Origin of the sequence: Morganella psychrotolerans (assembly GCF_965118875.1) — a bacterium.
GTDB classification, from domain to species: domain Bacteria; phylum Pseudomonadota; class Gammaproteobacteria; order Enterobacterales; family Enterobacteriaceae; genus Morganella; species Morganella psychrotolerans_C.
The window spans coordinates 158,697-180,224 of sequence record NZ_CBCPJD010000001.1 but is presented as its reverse complement, the minus strand read 5'-3'; the positions used below and the strand labels follow the sequence as shown (position 1 = coordinate 180,224).

At 50.7% G+C, this 21,528-nt stretch carries 21 protein-coding genes; 10 read left to right on the top strand and 11 right to left on the bottom strand.

What is annotated here, in order from left to right:
* The first annotated feature begins 169 nt into the window (after positions 1-169).
* On the top strand, positions 170-1,090 hold the full coding sequence (gene ttcA, locus ACMHKJ_RS00850) for a tRNA 2-thiocytidine(32) synthetase TtcA (RefSeq protein WP_413491593.1): 921 nt from the start codon (positions 170-172) through the stop codon (positions 1,088-1,090).
* A 283-nt stretch (positions 1,091-1,373) separates the two neighbouring features.
* Here the strand turns inward: ttcA and zntB are convergent, their stop codons facing one another.
* Positions 1,374-2,357 (bottom strand): zinc transporter ZntB, encoded by a 984-nt coding sequence (gene zntB, locus ACMHKJ_RS00845; RefSeq protein ID WP_413491592.1) that lies wholly within the window; start codon positions 2,355-2,357, stop codon positions 1,374-1,376.
* 65 nt (positions 2,358-2,422) lie between these two features.
* Positions 2,423-4,057, bottom strand: coding sequence for a peptide ABC transporter substrate-binding protein (locus ACMHKJ_RS00840; RefSeq protein ID WP_413491591.1), 1,635 nt, complete (start codon positions 4,055-4,057; stop codon positions 2,423-2,425).
* Between the two features lie 162 nt (positions 4,058-4,219).
* Between ACMHKJ_RS00840 and tpx the strand changes: the two genes are divergently transcribed.
* Positions 4,220-4,723: a thiol peroxidase gene (gene tpx / locus ACMHKJ_RS00835; RefSeq protein WP_413491590.1), complete on the top strand. Its 504-nt coding sequence runs from the start codon at positions 4,220-4,222 to the stop codon at positions 4,721-4,723.
* Positions 4,724-4,908: 185 nt separating this feature from the next.
* On the opposite strand, the gene tyrR is transcribed toward tpx, so the two are convergent.
* From tyrR to pspA, 7 genes are all read right to left on the bottom strand, one after another.
* Entirely contained in the window at positions 4,909-6,504 is a 1,596-nt protein-coding gene (gene tyrR, locus ACMHKJ_RS00830) for a transcriptional regulator TyrR (RefSeq protein ID WP_413492090.1), read from the bottom strand.
* Positions 6,505-6,824: 320 nt separating this feature from the next.
* Positions 6,825-7,895, bottom strand: coding sequence for a YcjF family protein (locus ACMHKJ_RS00825; RefSeq protein ID WP_413491589.1), 1,071 nt, complete (start codon positions 7,893-7,895; stop codon positions 6,825-6,827).
* A complete protein-coding gene (locus tag ACMHKJ_RS00820) occupies positions 7,892-9,289 on the bottom strand; it encodes a YcjX family GTP-binding protein (RefSeq protein ID WP_413491588.1) in 1,398 nt (465 codons plus the stop codon). Before ACMHKJ_RS00820 ends, ACMHKJ_RS00825 begins: the two co-directional genes overlap by 4 nt.
* Complete coding sequence (locus ACMHKJ_RS00815; protein WP_413491587.1) at positions 9,270-9,506, bottom strand: phage shock protein PspD; 237 nt, start codon at positions 9,504-9,506, stop codon at positions 9,270-9,272. Before ACMHKJ_RS00815 ends, ACMHKJ_RS00820 begins: the two co-directional genes overlap by 20 nt.
* 216 nt (positions 9,507-9,722) lie before the next feature.
* Positions 9,723-10,076, bottom strand: a complete 354-nt coding sequence (pspC, locus tag ACMHKJ_RS00810) for an envelope stress response membrane protein PspC (RefSeq protein ID WP_413491585.1) — start codon at positions 10,074-10,076, stop codon at positions 9,723-9,725.
* Complete coding sequence (gene pspB, locus ACMHKJ_RS00805; protein WP_067362988.1) at positions 10,076-10,297, bottom strand: envelope stress response membrane protein PspB; 222 nt, start codon at positions 10,295-10,297, stop codon at positions 10,076-10,078. The genes pspC and pspB overlap by 1 nt, the downstream gene beginning before the upstream one ends.
* 46 nt (positions 10,298-10,343) lie before the next feature.
* Positions 10,344-11,018, bottom strand: coding sequence for a phage shock protein PspA (pspA, locus tag ACMHKJ_RS00800; RefSeq protein WP_067420720.1), 675 nt, complete (start codon positions 11,016-11,018; stop codon positions 10,344-10,346).
* Positions 11,019-11,236: 218 nt separating this feature from the next.
* On the opposite strand from pspA, the gene pspF reads away from it, so the two are divergent.
* The 7 genes from pspF (at position 11,237) to fabI (ending at position 18,601) form a co-directional block, all read left to right on the top strand.
* Positions 11,237-12,253 carry a phage shock protein operon transcriptional activator gene (gene pspF, locus ACMHKJ_RS00795; RefSeq protein WP_413491584.1) on the top strand — a complete coding sequence of 339 codons (1,017 nt, stop codon included), beginning with the start codon at positions 11,237-11,239 and terminating at the stop codon, positions 12,251-12,253.
* Between the two features lie 71 nt (positions 12,254-12,324).
* Entirely contained in the window at positions 12,325-14,034 is a 1,710-nt protein-coding gene (gene sapA / locus ACMHKJ_RS00790; protein ID WP_413491583.1) for an ABC transporter substrate-binding protein SapA, read from the top strand.
* A complete protein-coding gene (sapB, locus tag ACMHKJ_RS00785) occupies positions 14,031-14,996 on the top strand; it encodes a putrescine export ABC transporter permease SapB (protein WP_413491582.1) in 966 nt (321 codons plus the stop codon). Before sapA ends, sapB begins: the two co-directional genes overlap by 4 nt.
* Entirely contained in the window at positions 14,983-15,873 is an 891-nt protein-coding gene (gene sapC, locus ACMHKJ_RS00780; RefSeq protein ID WP_413491581.1) for a putrescine export ABC transporter permease SapC, read from the top strand. The genes sapB and sapC overlap by 14 nt, the downstream gene beginning before the upstream one ends.
* Positions 15,873-16,865, top strand: coding sequence for a putrescine export ABC transporter ATP-binding protein SapD (sapD, locus tag ACMHKJ_RS00775; RefSeq protein WP_413491580.1), 993 nt, complete (start codon positions 15,873-15,875; stop codon positions 16,863-16,865). The genes sapC and sapD overlap by 1 nt, the downstream gene beginning before the upstream one ends.
* The gene (sapF, locus tag ACMHKJ_RS00770) at positions 16,865-17,674 is read left to right on the top strand and encodes a putrescine export ABC transporter ATP-binding protein SapF (RefSeq protein WP_413491579.1); all 810 of its coding nucleotides are present in this window, start codon (positions 16,865-16,867) and stop codon (positions 17,672-17,674) included. Before sapD ends, sapF begins: the two co-directional genes overlap by 1 nt.
* Positions 17,675-17,812: 138 nt before the next feature.
* The gene (gene fabI, locus ACMHKJ_RS00765; protein WP_067398687.1) at positions 17,813-18,601 is read left to right on the top strand and encodes an enoyl-ACP reductase FabI; all 789 of its coding nucleotides are present in this window, start codon (positions 17,813-17,815) and stop codon (positions 18,599-18,601) included.
* Positions 18,602-18,804: 203 nt separating this feature from the next.
* Here the strand turns inward: fabI and ACMHKJ_RS00760 are convergent, their stop codons facing one another.
* Positions 18,805-19,740, bottom strand: coding sequence for a Gfo/Idh/MocA family protein (locus ACMHKJ_RS00760; protein WP_413491578.1), 936 nt, complete (start codon positions 19,738-19,740; stop codon positions 18,805-18,807).
* Positions 19,741-19,936: 196 nt separating this feature from the next.
* Here ACMHKJ_RS00760 and gstA point away from each other — a divergent pair, with 196 nt between their 5' ends.
* Positions 19,937-20,542, top strand: a complete 606-nt coding sequence (gene gstA, locus ACMHKJ_RS00755) for a glutathione transferase GstA (RefSeq protein WP_413491577.1) — start codon at positions 19,937-19,939, stop codon at positions 20,540-20,542.
* 118 nt (positions 20,543-20,660) lie between these two features.
* Here gstA and pdxY read toward each other — a convergent pair whose 3' ends face one another.
* A complete protein-coding gene (pdxY, locus tag ACMHKJ_RS00750; protein ID WP_413491576.1) occupies positions 20,661-21,527 on the bottom strand; it encodes a pyridoxal kinase PdxY in 867 nt (288 codons plus the stop codon).
* Position 21,528: the final 1 nt, after the last annotated feature.

The window sequence follows — 21,528 nt, the reverse complement described above, 5'->3', positions numbered from 1 at the left end:
TGCGCACACCGACAGCCGGTAAAATGAGTCTTTTTTACCGGCGCGTATCAGAAGACCCCGCCTATCTGCTATCATTGCATCTTTCTCTCAGACTCTTTGCCGCAGATAGCCTGTCATTTTTATCTGTCAGTCTGCAAAACAACACAAAACAGTAAAGAAACAGTAAGACATGAATACACCAAAAGATCAGCACAATATTAATAAATTGCAGAAACGCTTACGCAGCCATACCGGTAAAGCCATCGCCGATTTTAATATGATTGAAGATGGCGACCGCATTATGGTTTGTCTCTCCGGCGGCAAAGACAGCTATACCCTGCTTTCTGTTTTACAGAGTCTGCAACAGAGCGCACCCATCAGTTTTTCACTGATCGCGGTAAACCTGGATCAGAAACAACCGGGCTTTCCCGGTCATATTCTGCCGGAATATCTGGAAAACCTCGGTGTTGAATATAAAATCGTGGAAGAGAACACGTACGGGATTGTGAAAGAGAAAATCCCTGAAGGTAAAACGACCTGTTCCCTCTGTTCACGCCTGCGCCGTGGTATTTTATACCGCACCGCTACCGAGCTTGGCGCGACAAAAATTGCCCTCGGACATCACAGGGATGATATTTTACAGACACTGTTCCTGAATATGTTTTTTGGCGGCAAACTCAAAGGTATGCCACCGAAACTGATGAGTGATAACGGCAAACACATTGTTATCCGCCCGCTGGCGTATTGCCGCGAAAAAGATATTGAACATTTCTCCGAAGCAAAAGGATTCCCGATTATTCCGTGTAATTTATGCGGTTCACAGCCGAATTTACAGCGCCAGATAATTAAAGATCTGCTGCGTGACTGGGACAAAAGGTATCCGGGCCGCATTGAAACCATGTTCACAGCCACACAGAATGTTGTACCATCACATTTATGTGATACAGAATTATTTGATTTCAAATCAATTCATCAGGGCAGTGATGTGGTGGATGGCGGCGATTTGGCGTTTGACAGGGAAACACTGCCATCGCAACCCGTTTGGATGGTTGATGACGATGAAAGCTCAGACTTTACAGAACACCGTCTGGATGTGGTGGAAGTGAAATAAGCCTGTACGGTCAATCCTGAAAAAGCGCTCCCTGTGAGCGTTTTTTGCCGGTCAGAACGGATGCAAAATTCAGGCAAAAAAAAACCGATGTATAAATACACCGGCATGATAATGGTCAATATTCTGTATAAGAATTCAATATGAGAAAAACTACAATTATGGAGCACAACGTTCATCGCTCAACGTTGTATTCACCTGCGGGACTAATAGTGCCCTAACTGACGCCGCTGTTTCTTGATATAGCTCAAGTCCGGTACGTTAAATCATATAAAATTACGCGTTTTTACAACCAGTTACTCTTGCGTAACCACCAGGCAACAAAGCCTATCACACCCGCCAGTCCTACACAGAACAAACTGAATGCAAACGGAAAATCTCCGCCCGGAATTCCGCCGAGATTAACACCAAACAAGCCGGTCAGAAACGTTGTCGGCAAAAAAACCATTGCCAGCAATGACATAGTATAAGTGCGCCGGTTCATGGCATCGGCCATCATGTTAGTTATTTCATCTGAAATAACCGAGGTGCGCGCAATACAGGAATCAATATCATCAATAATCCGTCCGAGCCGGTCGCTGACGTCTGTCAGTTGATGACGATCCTCATCTGAGAGCCAGACGTAGCGCTCTGATGCCAACCTGGCAAACACATCCCGCTGCGGTGCCATATAACGGCGCAGGACAATTAATTGCTTGCGCAGCAGTGCCAGCTCTCCCCGTGCCGGAATACGAGGTTCGAGTATCGCATCTTCCATGTCGATCAGCTTATCATGCAGATCTTCAATAAAATCCGCGACTTCATCTGTAATACAGAATGCCGCTTCCGCCAGCCATTCGCCGGTATTTTTCGCGCCTTCTCCTTTCAGCAAATCATCCTGAATCGTCTGGATAGAGTGTACTTTCCGGTGGCGGGTCGAAATAATATAATTGCTGCTTATCCAGATACGGAACGCCACGAGCTGATCCGGTCTGTCACCCTCGTTATTATTAATGGTTTGCAGCGTGATAAGCGCTGCCTCTCCGATTCTGACAATCCGCGGGCGGATTACATCATTGGTCAGTCCTTCCTGCGCCAGCACCGGCAGCAGGTCAGTTTCGCGCAGCCAGCGCTGATTATTGGCAATAAGATAGTCCAGATGCGCCCACATCGGCTGCTTTTGTCCGGCAACCGCATTGACATCAACAGGAATACAGCCCCCTTCTCCGTCAAGCTGAATCCTGTAAATAGGATCGGTTCCCTGAAAAGCAGATCCGTACAATGCACCCATATGTTTCTCCTCCGATGTTCTGCCGCATTCCCCCGCTCCCTGCGGGGAAATGACAGGAGGCAGGCTTAATGCTTAATAATATAGAGATTATGGCTGTACGCCACATCTTCCGGATTATTAACCGGATACCCTTTCAACCACGGTTTGATCAGGCGGCCATTGGTGTACTGATAGATGGGTGCTATCGGGGTATCTTCCGCCAGCAGTTTTTCAGCTTCGTTATAATCTGCATTGCGGGCTTCATCATCGGTTTCCAGCGTCGCGGTTTTCAGTAATTCATCATATTTTTTGCTGTGATACCGTGAAATATTGCCGGTGTGAATACTGCTCAGCAGCGACAGGAAGGTCGACGGCTCATTATAATCGCCAACCCAGGATGCGCGGATCACATCAAAATCCCCGGTATTACGGCTGTCAATGTAAGTTTTCCACTCCTGGTTCACCAGCCTGACTTCCACGCCCAGCTTTTTCTTCCACATCGATCCGACCGCAATGGCAATTTTCTGATGATTTTCTGAGCTGTTATACAGTAAGGAAAGTTTCATCGGATTATGCGGACCATAACCGGCAGCCGCCATCAGCGTTTTTGCCTGGCTGTCCAGTTCGCTCTGGCTGAATTTCTGATAACGGCCCGGTTCCGGGGTAAACCCGGCAGTGACGTCCGGTGTAAAACGCCATGCCGGTTTTTCGCCTGTGCCAAGGACTTTTTCAGCAATCACCGCGCGGTCGATAGTCATGGAAAGCGCCTGACGCACACGCGGATCATTGGTCGGCGCGCGCTGTGTATTAAAGGCGTAATAATAGGTACCGAGCTGATCCGGGATATAAATCTGATCCGGTATCGATTTTTTCAGCTTCTGATACTGATTTTTCGGGAAAGATTCAGTGATATCCAAATCACCGGCAAGATAGCGCTTTGTTGCCTGAGATTCATGATTAATCGGCACAAAGGTAACGGATGTCAGTACTGTGTGTTTGCTATCCCAGTAATGCGGGTTCGGTGTCAGAACAATTTTTTCATTCACCACCCGCTCGTGCAGGACAAATGCACCGTTTCCGACCAGATGCCCGGCGCGGACCCAGTTATCACCATATTTCTCTATTGTCGCACGATTTACCGGGAAAAGGCTGAAGTTTGCCGCTAAATTCGGGAAATAAGGTACGGGTCTGTCCAGCGTAATGCGCAATGTGTGCGGATCAATAGCTTCCGCACCGAGTGTGGCGGGTGCCATTTTGCCGTCGATAATCGCCTGCGCATTATTAATACCGGCAAGAGGCGCGAACCAGGCGAATGTTGAAAGACTTTTCGGGTCAACCAAACGCTGCCAGCTGTAAACAAAGTCCTGTGCGGTGACAGGTGTGCCGTCTGACCACTGCGCATCTTTGCGCAGATGAAATGTCCAGACCAGATTGTTATTTGTTTCCCAGGAGAAAGCCACTCCGGGAACAGGGTTTCCTCCTGCATCCTGACTGGTCAGCCCTTCAAATAAGTCACGCAGGAGCTGTGCTTCTGTCAGCCCGACCGCCTTTACCGGATCAAGTGATGCAGGTTCGTCTTTCAGATGACGATAAACAGATTGCTCTTTTGCCAGCTCTGTTCCGGCGGGGATCACCGCCGCCATGGCACAGAACAGAGAAGAAAAGGTGAACACCGCACCAGCAAGAAATGCGGTACGTGATAAATTTGCCGGCATGAGCATAACGGACGCCTTGTATTAAAAATAGTAAACCGATAGATTATCCGATGATTACCGAAACACAACAATCGAATATTACATTTTAATGGACGGTATTCGATGTAAAAACACCTGTCTGCTATTTTTAAATAAACAATTATGGGCTTCATTAAAAGGATAAAAAATATGACTAATACTGTAAAACTTCAGGGTAATGATGTACGGGTTTATGGTTCTTTCCCGCAAGTTGGTGCAAAAGCCGCACCATTCAGCTTAGTGACCGGTGAGCTGTCCGATGCCACCCTCGCCACGTATGCCGGAAAACGTAAAATCCTCAACATTTTCCCGAGTGTGGATACCGGTGTGTGCGCGACCTCTGTGCGTAAATTTAATGAAACAGCAGCAAAACTCAGTAATGCCGTTGTTTTATGTATCTCCGCTGATCTGCCTTTCGCTCAGGCTCGTTTCTGCGGTGCGGAAGGCATTGAAAATGTCGTGATGCTCTCCACTCTGCGTGATCCTGAGTTCCGTGAAAATTACGGTGTCGGAATTGGCAGCGGCCCGTTAGCCGGTCTGTGCGCCCGTGCGGTTGTGGTGCTGGATGAGAAAGATAATGTGATTTACAGCCAGCTCGTCGGCGAAATTACCGAAGAGCCGGATTATGACAGCGCGCTGAATGCACTGAAATAATTATATATAATGTATACCCAACGTTATTCAGAATGCAGGAAGGCGGCAAGGGAAGATAGACGGGGAGCATACATCAGTATGTGACCCGGCTGGCTGAGCCGTAGCCAACGAACCTGCAGTTTGAATGAATAAGGGTAACCCCGCTACCGGAAATGGTGCGGGGTTCTTTTTACACCACAGATAACTCAGGCTTCTTCGTCTTCATCACTGTCATTGTTCTTTGCACTGCCGCGCGCCCGGCTCAGCCCGTATTCGCGTAACTTATTTGCGATCGCGGTATGGGAGACATTAAGCCGTTTCGCCAGCTTACGTGTACTCGGATAGTGGCGGTACAAACGGGTCAGTACCGAGCACTCAAAACGCTTGGTGATATCATCCAGCGAGCCGCTGAGAATGTCCTCACTGAAACCGATTTCTGCTTCCAGCTCCGGTAAAACAATATCCTGCGGGCGCAACAGCGCACCTTCCAGTGAGGAAAGTGCCTGATAAATCACGTTGCGTAACTGACGGACATTACCCGGCCAGTGATAGGCACATAAAAACGGTCCCAGCTCCGGCGCAAGGCGCGGCTCTTCACACTCCTGCTCGTCAGAAAAACGCTTAACCAAATCGCGGGTCAGCGGAAGAATATCTTCCTGATGATCACGCAGCGGCGGAATGGTCAGCGTCAGCACATTGAGGCGGTAATAAAGGTCTTCGCGGAATTTCCCCTCTTTTACCAGCTCCAGCAGATTTTTTTGTGTCGCACAGATAACCCGCACATCCACTTTTACTTCATGCTCTTCCCCGACACGGCGGAACGTGCCGTCATTGAGAAAACGCAGCAGTTTTATCTGCATCTGTGATGACATTTCTGCAATTTCATCCAGAAGAACGGTGCCGCCGTTGGCTTGCTCAAAGAAGCCTTTTTTCGGTTCGGTGCTGTTGGCGTAAGCGCCTGCGGCGTAACCAAACAGTTCAGTTTCCACCACATCATCCGGCATAGAGGCGCAGTTGAGTCCCAGGAACGGCTGGCTGCCGCGCACACTGTAGAGGTGGCAGGCTTTGGCAAACACATCTTTCCCGGTACCGGTTTCACCGACCAGTAACAGCGGGGAGTCCATTTTTGCCATGCGCTGTGCCTGTTCAACCACATGGCGCATTTTGGCGCTTTTTGCCACCAAATCATCAAAACTGCCTGAGTGAGTTACCTGCATACGACGTTTTTGTCCGGCTACGGTGTTATTTTCCGCGCGCAACAAAACAACCGCGCCGATAGCCGCAGAGGCATCGTCTTTATCATCAAAGCTGATTGGTGTGACATTCAGGCTGTAAGTGTGCCCTTTGAGTGTCAGGGTTTCTTTATGCACAGACGGGGTATCCTGCTCAATCCAGCGGCTGAAATTAAACTGGCTGAAATAATAGGTGATATTCCGCTGCTGAATGCGCTCTTCTGTGGTGGCAAACAGAGACAACGCCGCGCTGTTGGCAAGCTCGATATTACCGCGCAGATCCAGCGATAAAATCGGGTCTTCCAGGGACTCGAGTAATACCCACATCGCCCGTTGTTCGCGCTCTGAAGGCATAAAATGAACGGTTCTGACATCCACCACGCCCTGAATACGGCGGATCTCAGCCATAAGGGACTGAAATACAGAAAAATCAATCTGCATGAAATTAAGGTAAATCCGACCGTTCGGGGCAATTTCAATGCCTTTCAGGTCGATATTTTGCAATACCAGCAGATCCAATAACTCCCGCGTCAGTCCGATTCGGTCCTGGCAAATTACTTCCAATCGCATCATTACGATCCTATTTACACTTAAGTTATTATTTTCCGGCTAATTGAAACCGATTTTACGGTATAAAATGAAAACTGTCACGATTAGTTGACACAATTAATGCGCCCTGTGATCGCGGTTCCGTATGCGTATAAGCCAGAAAGAGGATATCTCAGGAGATGTAATGCAGTGCAGACGACAAATCGCCCGGGAAGGGTGATAACGCACCCGTTCAGGAGCATAACGGGATCATAGTAAAAAAAACAGTGACTGAACACGGATTTCTGCATAATAAGACCGGATGGCATCACAAAATGCACATCCGGTCTGTAAACCGGCTGTCAGATAGCTTTTTCCTGCGCTTTACCTTTAGGAATGGCATTTTTAAGCTGTTGTAACAACTGCTTACGAAAATCCATCAGTTTGGGTTTGTCATTTTCAATCCAGGGAAGCGGACGGCACAACTCCATCGCTTTGATACCCAGGCGCGCAGTCAGTAACCCGGCACCCATGCCCTGTGCCGCGCGGGCAGAGAGTCGTGCAGTGATATCCTGGGAGAGCCAGTCCATGCCCACTTCGCGGATAAGCTCTGAAGCACCGGCAAAGGCAATATTCAGTAACACCAGTTTAAACAAACGTAAGCGGCTGTAATAGCCCAGTTCGATGCCGTAAATCGCCGCGACCCGGTTTATCAGGCGGATATTGCGCCAGGCAATAAACGCCATATCCACCAGCGCCAGCGGACTGACTGCGATCATCAGCGCAGATTCTGCCGCAAAACGGCTGATTGCCCGCCGTGCCTGTTCATCCAACACCGGCTGGACAATCTGACTGTACAATGTCACTACTTCACGATCGTTATGACTGCTCTGTAACAGACTCTGCCACCTCTGTAATGCAGGATGATGCGACGGAATATTTGCCTGCTCAGCCAGCTTTTCACAAAATGCGCGCCCGTCTCCGATGCGGTGGCTTTGCAACAACGCGGAAGCTGCTTCCCGCTCGGTGGCGCGCTGACGCAAACGGTACAGGCGCCGCCATTCTGTCAGCACCGAACCAACTCCCGCAATCAGGATCAAAAATGTCGCCGCTATACCGCCGAGGGCGGTCCAGTCATTGCCTGCCCATGCATCATTCACCCACTGAATAAGTTGTGCGACCGCACTGATCCCCAGCAATCCGCCTGCCACAAAAATCAGTTTACGCCAGAGGCTGCGGCGCGGTTTCAGAACCTGGTTCAGCAAGGCTTCCGCATCCCCTTCTGCGTCCTGTTCTGACTGCATAGCAGTTGATTGCTCAAATACAACATCTGCGGCATCCGTAAACTGACGGGCAGGCTTGAGTTCTTCCTGTGGTGCAGGTGACAGCGGCGTTTCGTCAAAGTCTATCCGTGATTTTACCGGCTCATTCATGATAATTTATCTCCCAGTAAAAATTCCATCGCACTGTCCATACGGATATGCGGCAATGGTGTGTCCATCCGCATCGGCAGCGGGCGGAACGATTCAAACTGAAATCCCTGCTGCTGCCAGAACTGTGCATCTGGCAGGCGTTTTGGTACTTCTCCCGGATAGAATGTCAGCGGCGTGTTATCCGCCAGGCGCATGCCTTTCAGGGCAGGTATTTTTTCCCCCTGATGCATTACCATGCCGTTTTCTGTCGCCTGAACAGACGCCAGCCCGATACAATCCATTTTGATCCCTTCAAATGCTGCCTGCTGCCATGCCGATTGCGTCAGTTGCTGTAGCAGGGCAACCAGATTGGCATGTTGATCTGCCGTGATATGGTCGGCTTTACTTGCCGCAAACAGTAATTTGTCGATACAGGGCGAAAACAGGCGGCGCAACAGCGTGCGCTTGCCATAGTGAAAGCTCTGCATCAGTTGTGTCAGCGCAAGGCGCATATCATTAAACGCCTGCGGCCCGCTGTTCAGCGGGGTCAGGCAATCCACCAGCACTATCTGGCGGTCAAAATGCTGAAAATAGTGCTTATAAAATCCTTTGACCACATGGTCACAATAGTACTGATAACGATCACGCAGCATGCCGAGCACGCTGTTTTTCGCCGCTTTATTCAGCCGGGTCTGATCCGGCATCTGATCTGTGATAAACGGAAAAAACTGTAAACCGGGCGCACCCGCCATATCACCGGGCAGCACAAAGCGGCCGGGCTGGATAAAATGAAACCCCGCCGCTTTGCAGCGGTGCAGATAATCCGTGTACGCCTGCGCTATCGCGGCAAGCGCCTGTTCATCTGCCGGTGCATAAGGATCCAACTGACGGCACAGCGCCAGCCAGGTTTCTGCCCACTGCCCCCGCTCCCCTTTGAGCAGTGTTTGCATCTGTGCAGACCAGGTCAGATAATCCTGCTCCAGCATAGGTAAATCCAGCAACCATTCACCCGGGTAATCCACTATCTCCAGATAGAGCGTGGAGGTTTCTTTAAAATGGCGCAGCAGGCTGTCTTGCGTGCGATAACGCAGTTTCAGCCGGATCTCACTGACCCCGCGCGTCGGCACCGGCCAGTCAGGCGGTGAGCCATACAGTGACGCCAGCCCTTCATCATAGGCAAAACGCGGCACACCCAAATCCCGCTGCGGGATACGCTTCACACCGTGAATACGTCCGTCACGGGCGGCAGAAAACAGCGGTAGCCGCGCACCGCTCTGAACATTGAGTAACTGATTAACAAACGAGGTAATAAATGCGGTTTTTCCGCTACGGCTCAGCCCGGTAACCGCCAGACGCAGATGACGATCCAGCCCCCGGTTTACCAGGGCATTCAGCTCATTTTGCAGTCGTTTCATGTTTCTCCCACGGCAAATGACGGGTCAATTTTTCCATTCCGGCGCGCAGTACCGGCTCAAGAGCCAGTAATACAAGCCCGCGCAACGGCTGACGGGTCACTGATTTTAACACCGCCCCCGCAATACCGGCAGGTGCCGCCATCAGTGCCGCAGACGTGAATAAACGCAGCCCGGTTTTACCAAAACGCAATAAAATCTGTTTATTCTTTAATTTCATAGCATTATCACTTTGATATATACCCTGAATAATTCCAAATGTAGGCGACGACACACTCAACACCCGGGCATCCTGAAGTATAACGAGTATATACCCGACGTCATTCAGGATGCAGGAAGGCGGCAAGGGAAGATAGACGGGGAGCATACATAAGTATGTGACCCGGCTGGCTGAGTGCAGCCAACGAACCTGCAGTTTGAATGAATAAGGGTATAATTAAAGATCACGAAACCGGCGGTTGAGCGTGAATTGCTCAGATGTTACATAACGCTCAATATCACGGATCCGCTTTTCTGTCCGCGCCTGGCTGCTCTCCACCTGTTCAAGTAGTTCTGCGGCACTTTGTCCGCCCGCATCGCGGTGATTACCCTGCGGAACAACCGGTAATATCATGCCGAACAGGAGATACATAGTGATTGTCAGCCAGAAAAACCCGGTAAAGGTGGCGACAACCGCGATAACACGGATAAGCCAGACCGGTACATCAAAATAGTTAGCAATACCGGCACAGACTCCCCGAAACATGCCCTCATCCGGATACCGGTACAGTTTACGAGACTGAAATTCCATTATGATTGCCTCCAGCCCGGATTTTCCGCATCCAGAATCGCTTCCAGTGTTTTGATCCGCGCTTCCATTTGTTGTGAATTCTCCGCCAGCGCCGTAAGACGCCGGGTGTCAAATGCGTCGGGCCGGCTTCCCCGCTGACTGTTGTAGTGCAGCCATAACCAGATCGGCAGCACAAACAATACAAAGATAGTCAGTGGTATACCTAAAAATACAAATGCCATGTTGTTGTCCTTAATGGTATTAATTCAGGAAAGCCTTTTACTGACCTTATTCGCCCTTTTCGTCTTTTTCAAGTCGTGCTTTGATAGCGGCTATTTGCGCGCTTATTTCATCTTCCGCTTTCAGCTCGGCAAACTGCTGCTCCAGGGACTTTTCTTTTCCCAGACCATAACTTGCCGCTTCGCCTTCCATATGGTCGATACGGGCTTCAAATTGATCAAAACGCGCCATTGCCTGATCCATCTTGCCGCTGTCCAGTTGCCGGCGTACCGCACGGGACGATTTCGCCGCATCGTGGCGTACCACCATAGATTGCTGTTTGGCGCGGGTTTCAGTCAGTTTCTGCTCCAGCTCGTTAATTTCAGTTTTCAGTCGTGCAATTGTTTCATCAAGAATAATCAATTCGTGACGTAATGTATCCACATGCCCTGCAACGCGCTGTTTTTCCAGAAGTGCAGCACGTGCCAAATCTTCTTTGCCTTTGGTTATCGCCAGCTCTGCTTTTTCCTGCCACTCATTAACCTGACGATCACCGTTTTCTATCTGACGCGACAGATTTTTGCGCTCCGCCAAAGTACGGGCAGACGTTGAGCGGATTTCCACCAGCATGTCTTCCATTTCCTGAATCATCAGGCGGATCATTTTCTGCGGATCTTCTGCTTTATCCAACAGTGACGCGACATTAGCATTAATGATATCGGCAAAACGTGAAAAAATTCCCATAATGTGTATCCTTTTTTATCTGTAATGGCCGCCCCGCAGGGCTGAATGTTGTTGTCATGATGAATTGACAAACTAAGTATTACAAGATGCGTGCCAACCCTGAGAATTTTTTTAATCTGCTGTTTTTACTTGATTTTATTAATTTCACTTTTGTCACGACTTGCGATAGAGTGGTCTTATTTACCATTAAATGGTCATATTAACCATGAAAAAATACGATGAATGAGACCCCTGATACGCTGATTGGTATTGATAATACCTTTATGGATGCACTGGAGAACATCTCGCGGCTGGCAAAAATTGCCCGCCCGGTGCTGATTTGCGGCGAGCGCGGCACCGGCAAAGAGTTGTTCGCACATCGTCTGCATTATCTCTCTCCCCGCTGGGATGAGCCATTTATTACCCTCAATTGTGCGGCACTGAACGATAATCTGCTCGACTCCGAGCTGTTCGGGCACGAGTCCGGCGCGTTTACCGGTGCTCAGCGCCGCCATCAGGGGCGTTTTGAGCGCGCGGACGGCGGCACACTGTTTCTCGATGAGCTGGGTACCGCGCCATTGAATGTGCAGGAAAAATTACTGCGCGTCATTGAGTATGGCGAGTATGAGCGGGTCGGCGGGCAGCAGACACTGAAAGCGGATGTGCGGATAGTCTGCGCGACCAATGCCGATTTACCGGCACTCGCGGCAGAGGGACACTTTCGCGCGGACTTGCTCGACCGGCTGGCGTTTGATGTGGTGACTATTCCGCCACTGCGCTGCCGTCCGCGTGATTTGTCCGAACTGGCAAACCATTTTGCCGTACAAATGTGTCAGGAAATGGGTACGTCGTTTTTTGCCGGGTTTTCACCGCACGCGATAAAGCAGATGCAGGATTATGCATGGCCGGGCAATATCCGCGAGCTGAAAAATGTGGTGGAGCGCTCACTTTATCGTCAGGGCGATACCACGGTACCGCTGGCAGCACTTATTATCAATCCGTTTGTCACCGCTGTTACTGCACAAAGCGGGCAGTCCGGCGCAGAAAACCCCCTGCCACCGCTGCCGTTTTCCCTGAAACAGTGGCAACATACACAGGAGTCTGATGCGCTGAATGCCGCACTGCATCAAACTCAGTTTAATCAGCGGGAGGCTGCCCGGCTGTTGGATCTGACTTATCATCAGTTCCGCGGATTGCTGAAAAAACACGCATTAACCGGGTCTGATCGCAATGAAAACGCCCTTTTGCCCGATTAAATGCTTCCGTTTTTGGTTAGTCGCACAAATTGCGATATAATACGGCGTTCATTATTAACGGTAATTTATTTATGCGCCATTGGATTATCAGGGCATGCACGGTGCTGTTGCCCGTAACAGGTTTTGCCGCCGCACCTGCGCAACAGACACCCCGCCCGCCTGAACCGGCAGTGGTGCAGGCCGCACCACTGACACCAGTCCGGGATACCGGCTTTGTCTATTGTGTCAATGGCAACATCAGTACGTTTAACCCGCAGCTGGTCAGCAGCGGGCTGATTGTCGAACCGCTCGCAGCACAGTTGTATGACCGCCTGCTGGATGTTGACCCTTATACTTACCGGCTGATCCCCGAACTCGCCGCCCGCTGGACTGTGCTGGATAACGGCGCGACTTACCGCTTTTATCTGCGTCGTGATGTGGAATTTCAGACCACAGACTGGTTTACCCCGACACGCAAATTAACCGCCGATGATGTGGTGTTCAGTTTTTCCCGCATCGTGGATAAGCAAAATCCGTATCATTATGTTAACGGCGGGCGTTATCCCTATTTTGATAGTCTCCGGTTCGCCTCCAATGTGAAATCCATCCGCAAAATTAATAATCATACGGTGGAAATCAAACTTAACACGCCGGATGCCTCTTTCTTGTGGCATTTAGCCACCCATTACGCCCCGGTGCTTTCAAAAGAGTACGCTGATAATCTGCAAAAAGCGCGGCGCCAGGAACAGATTGACTGGAAACCGGTCGGCTCCGGGCCATACTATCTGGATGATTATCAGAGCGGACAATTTGTCCGGATGCAGCGCCATGAAAACTACTGGAAAGGTAAACCGCGGATGCAGGAAGTGGTGGTGGATGTCGGCGCAGGTGGTGCCGGACGGATGTCGAAGCTTATCACCGGCGAGTGTGATGTGCTGGCGTATCCCGCTGCCAGCCAGTTGCAGGTGCTGCGTGATGATCCGCGCCTGCGTCTGATGCTGCGCCCGGGTATGAATATCGCCTATCTGGCGTTTAATACCAGCAAACCGCCGTTTAATAAGCTGGAAGCACGCCAGGCAATTGCCTATGCCATTAATAATGAACGGCTGATGAAATCCATTTATTACGGCACGGCAGAAACAGCAGCGTCTATTCTGCCCCGTGTTTCCTGGGCTTATGATAATCAGGCGCGGGTAACGGAGTACAATCCGGAAAAATCAAAAGCCATGCTGGAACAGCTCGGACTGAGTGGTATTACACTGAATTTGTGGGTACCGACCGCCTCGCAGTCTTATAACCCCAGCCCGCTGAAAATGGCGGAGCTTATTCAGGCGGATCTGGCGCAGGTCGGCATTACAATGAATATCCGCCCGGTCGAGGGGCGTTTTCAGGAGAATACCCTGATGGATCGCAGCCATGATATTACGCTTGCCGGCTGGTCGACCGACAGTAATGACCCGGACAGTTTTTTCCGTCCTTTACTCAGTTGTGCCGCGATTGGCTCTCAAACCAATCTGAGTCACTGGTGCTCACCTGAATTTGATGATGTTATTCATCAGGCGCTGCTGGCTCAACAATTAGGCAGCCGGATTGAGTATTATCATCAGGCGCAGCAGATACTCGCGCAGGATCTGCCGGTGCTGCCGCTGGCGTATTCACTGCGCTTACAGGCATTCCGTTATGATATCAAAGGGCTGGTGCTCAGTACTTTCGGTAATACCTCGTTTGCGGGTGTCTACCGGGAAGAGGCTGAAAAGCCGGTGATTGAAAACAAACCTGTGACGCCGGAGAAAAAGCCATGATCATCTTTATTCTGCGCCGCCTGTTGCTGATGCTTATCACCCTTTTCTTTCTGTCACTGCTCAGTTTCAGTCTGAGCTATTTTCCGGCGAATGCGCCCCTGAGCGGTGCCACACTGACAGATGCACTTGTGTTTTATTACAACGGATTACTGTCCTGGGATTTCGGCAGTTCGGTGATTAACGGCGAGCCGGTCAGTCAGCAGTTATGGTCCGCCCTGCCGCCGACCCTTGAATTATGCGGTCTGGCTTTTCTGTTCGCGCTGGTTATCGGCATTCCTGCCGGTATTATTGCCGGTGTCTGGCGCAATAAAGCGGCTGATGTCATCATCAGTACATTTGCACTGGTCGGGTTTTCAATCCCTGTATTCGGACTGGCTCTGCTGCTCACATTGCTGTTCTCTCTGCGGCTGGACTGGCTGCCGGTCTCCGGACGGATTGATTTATTGTATGATTTAACACCGGTTACCGGTTTCGCTATTGTTGATGCCTGGCTGTCTGATTCGCCTTACCGCCGGGAGATGATTGTCAATGTTTTATCTCACATGGTGCTGCCGGTGCTCACGCTTTCTATTGCGCCGATGACCGAAGTTATCCGCCTGATGCGCACCAGTACCGAAGATGTTATCAATGAAAACTATATTAAAGCCGCCGCTATCCGCGGATTATCCCGCCTGACCATTATCCGCCGCCATCTGTTGCACAATGCGCTGCCCCCGGTTATCCCTAAACTCGGACTGCAATTTTCCACCATGCTGACACTGGCGATGGTGACAGAAGTGGTATTTAACTGGCCGGGTATCGGGCGCTGGCTGATAACCGCTATCCGCCAGCAGGATTTTTCCGCGATTTCAGCCGGAGTGATACTGGTGGGATCAATGGTGATTATTGTCAATATCGTATCGGATATTCTGGGTGCCATATCCAACCCGCTGAAACATAAGGAATGGTATGCATTCAGATAAACTCTACCGCGAAGATCAGATGCCGTCGCCGGGACGGGTTATCTGGCAAAATTTTACGGCGGATATTCCGGCCATGATCGGGTTTTATGGTGTACTGTTTCTGCTGGTGCTGACCATCAGCGGACCCTATATTGCGCCGTATGCGCTCGACCAGCAGTTTGTCGGCTATCAGTTACTGCCGCCGTCCTGGTCACATTATGGTAATGTCGCTTTTTTCCTGGGAACGGATGACCTCGGGCGCGATATTTTAAGCCGCATACTGATCGGGACACAATCCACTTTCGGTGGCGCACTGCTTGTGACAGTGACGGTCGCGGTATCCGGCATTGTTATCGGCTGCCTGGCAGGTATGACACACGGCCTGCGCTCCGCTGTATTTAATCACATGTTTGATACTCTGCTCGCCCTCCCGTCGCTGCTGCTGGCGATTATTGTTGTTGCCTTTTTCGGTGCCAGCCTGAGTAACGCCATGATTGCGGTGGCGCTGGCGCTGCTGCCGCGTATTGTGCGCATGATTTATATCGCGGTGCATGATGAACTGGATAAAGAGTATGTGATTGCCGCACGCCTGGATGGCGCATCCAGCCTGAATATTTTTATCCGTACTGTCCTGCCGAATATCAGCGCGGTCACAGTAACAGAACTGACGCGCGCCCTCTCTATTGCTATCCTGGATATTGCCGCACTCGGCTTTCTGGAGTTAGGTGCACAACTGCCGTCGCCGGAATGGGGAGCCATGCTCGGGGATTCTCTGGAGCTTATCTATGTTGCGCCCTGGTCGGTGATTCTGCCCGGGACGGCAATCCTCATCAGTGTGCTGCTGGTCAATCTGCTCGGCACCGGGTTACAGCGCGCGATTAATGCGGGGGTGGAATAATGCCGTTACTGGATATCCGCAATTTAACCATCGAATTTATGACTGCCGCCGGTCCGGTAAAGGCAGTGGATCGCGTGACATTATCCCTGACCGAGGGCGAATTCCGCGGGCTGGCGGGTGAGTCAGGCTCTGGTAAAAGCCTGATTGCCAAAGCAATTTCAGGTGTTACCAAGGATAACCTGCGCGTCACGGCAGACCGTTTCCGTTTTAATGATATTGACCTGCTGAAATTAACACCCCGCCAACGCCGCAAGGTGATCGGGCACAATGTGTCGATGATTTTTCAGGAGCCGCAGTCCTGTCTTGATCCGTCGGAAAATATCGGCAAACAGCTGATTCAGGCAATTCCGGGCTGGACTTACAAAGGCCGCTGGTGGCAGCGTTTTAACTGGCGTAAGCGCCGTGCTATTGAGCTGCTGCACCGCGTCGGTATCAAAGATCATAAAGATGTGATGGGCAATTATCCCTATGAACTGACGGAAGGTGAATGTCAGAAGGTGATGATTGCCATCGCGCTGGCAAATCAGCCACGCCTGCTGATCGCCGATGAGCCGACCAACGCCATGGAGCCGGATACCCAGGCGCAGATTTTCCGCCTGCTCACCCGTCTGAATCAGAATAATAATATGACCATTTTGCTTATCAGCCATGATTTGCAGATGATGAGCCAACTGGTGGATCGCATTCATGTGCTCTATTGCGGACAAACCGTGGAAAGCGCCGAGCCGGAAGATCTGCTGCTCAAGCCGCACCATCCCTACACCCAGGCACTGATGCGGGCAATACCTGATTTTGAAAAAGCCCTTGCGCACAAGTGCCGGCTGAATACATTACCGGGTGCGATCCCGTCACTGGAACACCTGCCGGTCGGCTGCCGTCTGGGACCGCGCTGCCCGTATGCACAAAAAGTGTGCATTGAAGCGCCGCGTCTGCGCACCATAAAAAATCGCAGCTTTGCCTGCCACTTCCCGCTGAATATGGAGGATGTGTAATGCCGGGTCCTCTGCTGGAAGTCAAAAATCTGAGTAAAACCTTTCATTACCGCGACGGACTTTTCCGCCGTCATTACCGGCAGGCGGTCAAACCTGTCAGTTTTACCCTGCAACCCGGTCAGACACTCGCCATCACTGGTGCGAATGGTTCGGGAAAATCAACACTCGCGCGGATGTTATCCGGCATGATAGAACCGAGTGGCGGGGAGATCCTGATAGACAAACACAAACTGACTTACGGTGATTACAGCTACCGGAGCCAGCGTATCCGTATGATTTTTCAGGACCCGGCTACGTCACTGAACCCCCGTCAGCGTATCGGGAAGATACTGGAACTGCCGCTGATCCTCAATACTGATCTTGATGCCGCTCAGCGCCGTCTGCGTATTCACTCCACACTGCGCCAGGTAGGTCTGTTGCCTGATCATGCGGATTATTATCCGCATATGCTGGCATCCGGGCAAAAACAGCGCGTGGCTCTCGCCCGTGCGCTTATCCTGCAACCGGAGGTGATTGTTGCCGATGAAGCGCTGGCCTCTCTGGATATGTCGCTGCGTTCGCAGATAATCAATCTGATCCTGGAACTTCAGGAAACACAAAAAATTGCCTATATTTATGTGACACAACATCTGGGCATGGCAAAACACATCAGCGACCAGATCATGGTAATGCATAACGGGGAAGTGGTTGAGCGCGGCAATACCGCTGAAGTACTTGCCTCTCCGCTGCATGATGTGACCCGTAAACTGATTACCAGCCATTTCGGTGAGGCGCTGTCCGCCGAAGCCTGGCGTCAGGATGTGGAGTAATAACCACTCTCTGATGAGTCAGGCAAAATACACCACAATTTCCGGTTACGTGATAGAATCACCCGGATTTTTAACAACCTCATCACCTGCCCGGTTTCCGGAGACAGCGGATGACATGAAAAAAACAAGGAAACTGCTATGGGTTTTATGACCGGTAAACGCATCCTGATCACAGGTGTTGCGAGCAAATTATCAATTGCTTACGGTATTGCCAAAGCGATGCACGACCAGGGCGCAGAGCTTGCGTTCACCTACCAGAATGACAAGCTGAAAACCCGTGTTGAAGAGTTCGCTCAATCCCTGGATTCCTCCATCATCCTGCCTTGTGATGTTGCTGAAGATGAAAGCATTGACAGCCTGTTCACTGAGTTAGCTAAAGTCTGGCCGAAATTTGATGGTTTTGTGCACTCTATTGGTTTCGCCCCTGCTGACCAGTTAGACGGCGACTATGTAGATGCGGTCACCCGTGAAGGTTTCCGTATTGCGCACGACATCAGCGCCTACAGCTTTGTGGCAATGGCAAAAGCCTGCCGCAGTATGCTGAACCCGCATTCTGCTCTGCTGACCCTCTCTTACCTGGGAGCTGAGCGCGCAATCCCTAACTACAATACTATGGGTCTGGCAAAAGCGTCTCTGGAAGCTAACGTCCGTTATATGGCAAATGCGATGGGTAAAGAAACCATCCGTGTTAACGCCGTATCTGCCGGTCCTATCCGTACTCTCGCAGCATCCGGCATCAAAGATTTCCGCAAAATGCTGTCCCATTGCGAAGCTGTGACACCACTGCGCCGCACTGTGACCACTGAAGATGTGGGTAATGCCGCGGCATTCCTGTGTTCTGATCTGGCGGGCGGGATCACCGGTGAAGTTCTGCACGTTGACGGCGGTTTCAGTATCGCGGCAATGAATGAGCTGGAACTGAAATAAAACAACCAGCCTCTGCAATGCAGAGGCTGTGTTTTCTGAGCGTTCCGTGCCGCAGCGGTCACAGGCAAAACGAAAAGACGCTGTAAATACATCCGTGTACGCTCATACGCGTCATCCATGACGCGCATGCTTTTCGTTTATTTGCCTGCTTCCCGCTGACGCCTGCTGATATCGGTATCATCTGTCTTAAAAATCACTGAGTTTCAGCCTTCAGAGTTCGATTCTGCCAGTAACTTCTCTGTCAGCCGCTGAGCATAAAGCGCTTCTTCGCCACACACTGACGGCATTGTCTGATTGGCAACTGAATCAATAAAATGGCGCACAGCTCCATCAAAACCGCGCTGAACCAGTACCGGCTCCCATGCCGCCGGGTACTGCTCCTGAATTCCTGCCGCAGTTTCACTGCGAAAGTGGTTCATGTCTGTCACCTGATAGCAGCCATCACGTCCGGTTACACTCACCTGCTCCCGCTGACTTGCAGCGCACCTGTGCATTGATGCTGTCAGCCAGGCACCTTCTGCGGTCTGCAAATGATGTTCCGCATACAGCAACTGATTTTGTTCATTAACCTGTATGCTTCCGCTTTTCAGGCGGGCCTGTCCGTCGCGCCCCAACCAGAGTAAAGTATCCGCAATATGCAGATAATCATCTGTCATCGTAAAATTGACATCATGCGGACCGACACTGTTGCTGCGGTGCTTATCCATACGGACAGAGGCAGCCTTTCCGGCAATACACTCTCTGAGTTGCAGGTAAAAAGGCGAAAATCGCCGGTTAAATCCCACCATCAGCGCCCGTTGTTTTTTTGCGGCCAGACTGACCAGGGCTTCTGACTGCTCACAGGTTTCGGCAAGTGGTTTATCAACATACACATGACAACCTGCATTGAGTAACTCACTGACGACGGCAAAGTGACTTGCGGTGCTGCTGTGAACAAAGACCGCATCACATTGTTCTGCCAGTGCATGCAGTGTAGGAAACAAGGTAAACCGGTAAGCATCACACACCGGGCGGGCTTTTTCCTGATTTGGCGAAAAACTGCCGGACAGCACCCAATCATCCGTTTTGGCTAATACCGGCAAATATGCTTTTTGTGCTATGCCACCCAAACCGGCTATCCCGATACGGATTTTTTTCATGTACTTTTCACCTTTTATCGTTTTGTAACAATGAATTATAAAGTATTACCGGATATTGAATCTGTAGTGATTATATGGAAAGATAGCTCTGACCGGTAAGAAATTCGCCTGCTAAATCCATATGCCCCGTGAATACCAGTCTATACTTCTTACATACCGCCATATCCGTTCTTTCATTTTGACTGAGGAGCAATCAATGCAATTATTTTATACCCCGGGAAGTTGTGCGTTATCTCCGCATATTATTTTGCGCGAAACAGGGCTGGATTTTTCACTGGTCCGTGTCGATCTGAAAGCTAAAAAAACAGAAAATGGTGATGATTATCTGAAAATCAACCCGAAAGGACAGGTGCCCGCACTGTGTATCAGTGATAACCAACTGTTAACGGAAGGCGTGGCGATTGTACAATACCTTGCCGATCAGAAACCGGATCGCAAACTTATTGCCCCTGCGGGGACGCTGGAGCGCTACCATCAGATTGAGTGGCTCAATTATATCGCCAGCGAAGTACACAAAAGTTTCAGCCCGCTCTTTTCAACAGAGACGCCGGAGGATTACCGCCCGATTGCTGTCCGCAATCTGATGAGCAAATTTGCGTATGTTGACAGTGTGCTGGCAAAAAGCCCTTATATCACCGGTAACAGTTTTACAGTGGCGGATGCCTATCTGTTTACTGTCTCCGGCTGGGTGCCACACCTGAATCTCTCACTGGAGCCTTATCCGCATTTGCAGGCTTATCTGGCGAAAATTGCTCACCGCCCGCATGTGCAGGATGCAATGGAAGCGGAAGGTCTTATTTAAGCTTTCCCTTATTCATTCAAACTGCAGGTTCGTTGGCTGTAACCTGAATGACATTGGGTATAAAAAGTAAAAACGCCGGTATTTACCGGCGTTTTGTATTGCAGATAATATGCTGCAATCAGTCTATCTGCTCCGCGCAGAATTTATGTGTCGGGACAACCATTTCATCCTGTGCTGCCACCAACTGTAATTCATACTCATTCATGGTTTTAGTTTTCAGCATCACTTCATACACAGCAGCCGCAACGTGCTCCAGTGCTTTCGGTAATTCTTCACCTTTGAGCAGATTAACCAGCATCAGACCACTGGTTAAATCACCCACACCCACCGGTTGGCGCTCACCAAAATCCACCAGCGGACGGCTGATATGCCAGGCGTGCTCTGCGGTAACCAAAATCATTTCAAAGCGATCAGCACGGTAACCGGCACGGGAAAGATGCTTAACCAGCACCAGGCGCGGACCTTTTTTGCACAGACTGCGGGCAGCGGCAACCGCTTCATCCACATTGTGAATAGTTTGTCCGCTGAGAGTTTCCAGCTCCAGAAGATTTGGTGCGACCATATCACTGACCGCCAGGGCTTCCCGGCACAGGAAATCCGCCACACCGGGTGCAACAATACAACCTTTCTCCGGATGACCCATTACCGGATCACAGAAATACCACGCCTGCGGATTACGGGCTTTGACCTTCTTCACCACATCCACAATTCGCTGTCCCTGCTCTGCCGAGCCGAGATAACCGCTGAGCACCGCATCGCAGCGGGTCAGTTGATCAATCTTATCGATGCCGTCCACGATGTCAGTGATGTGCTCTGCGCTCATCACGCAGCCGGTCCAGCCTTGTGCATACTGTGTGTGATTCGAAAACTGAACCGTGTTCAGTGGCCAGACGTTGACTCCCATGCGGCGCATCGGAAATTCGGCCGCGCTGTTACCGGCGTGACCATAGACAACATGTGACTGGATAGAGAGAATATTTTTCATT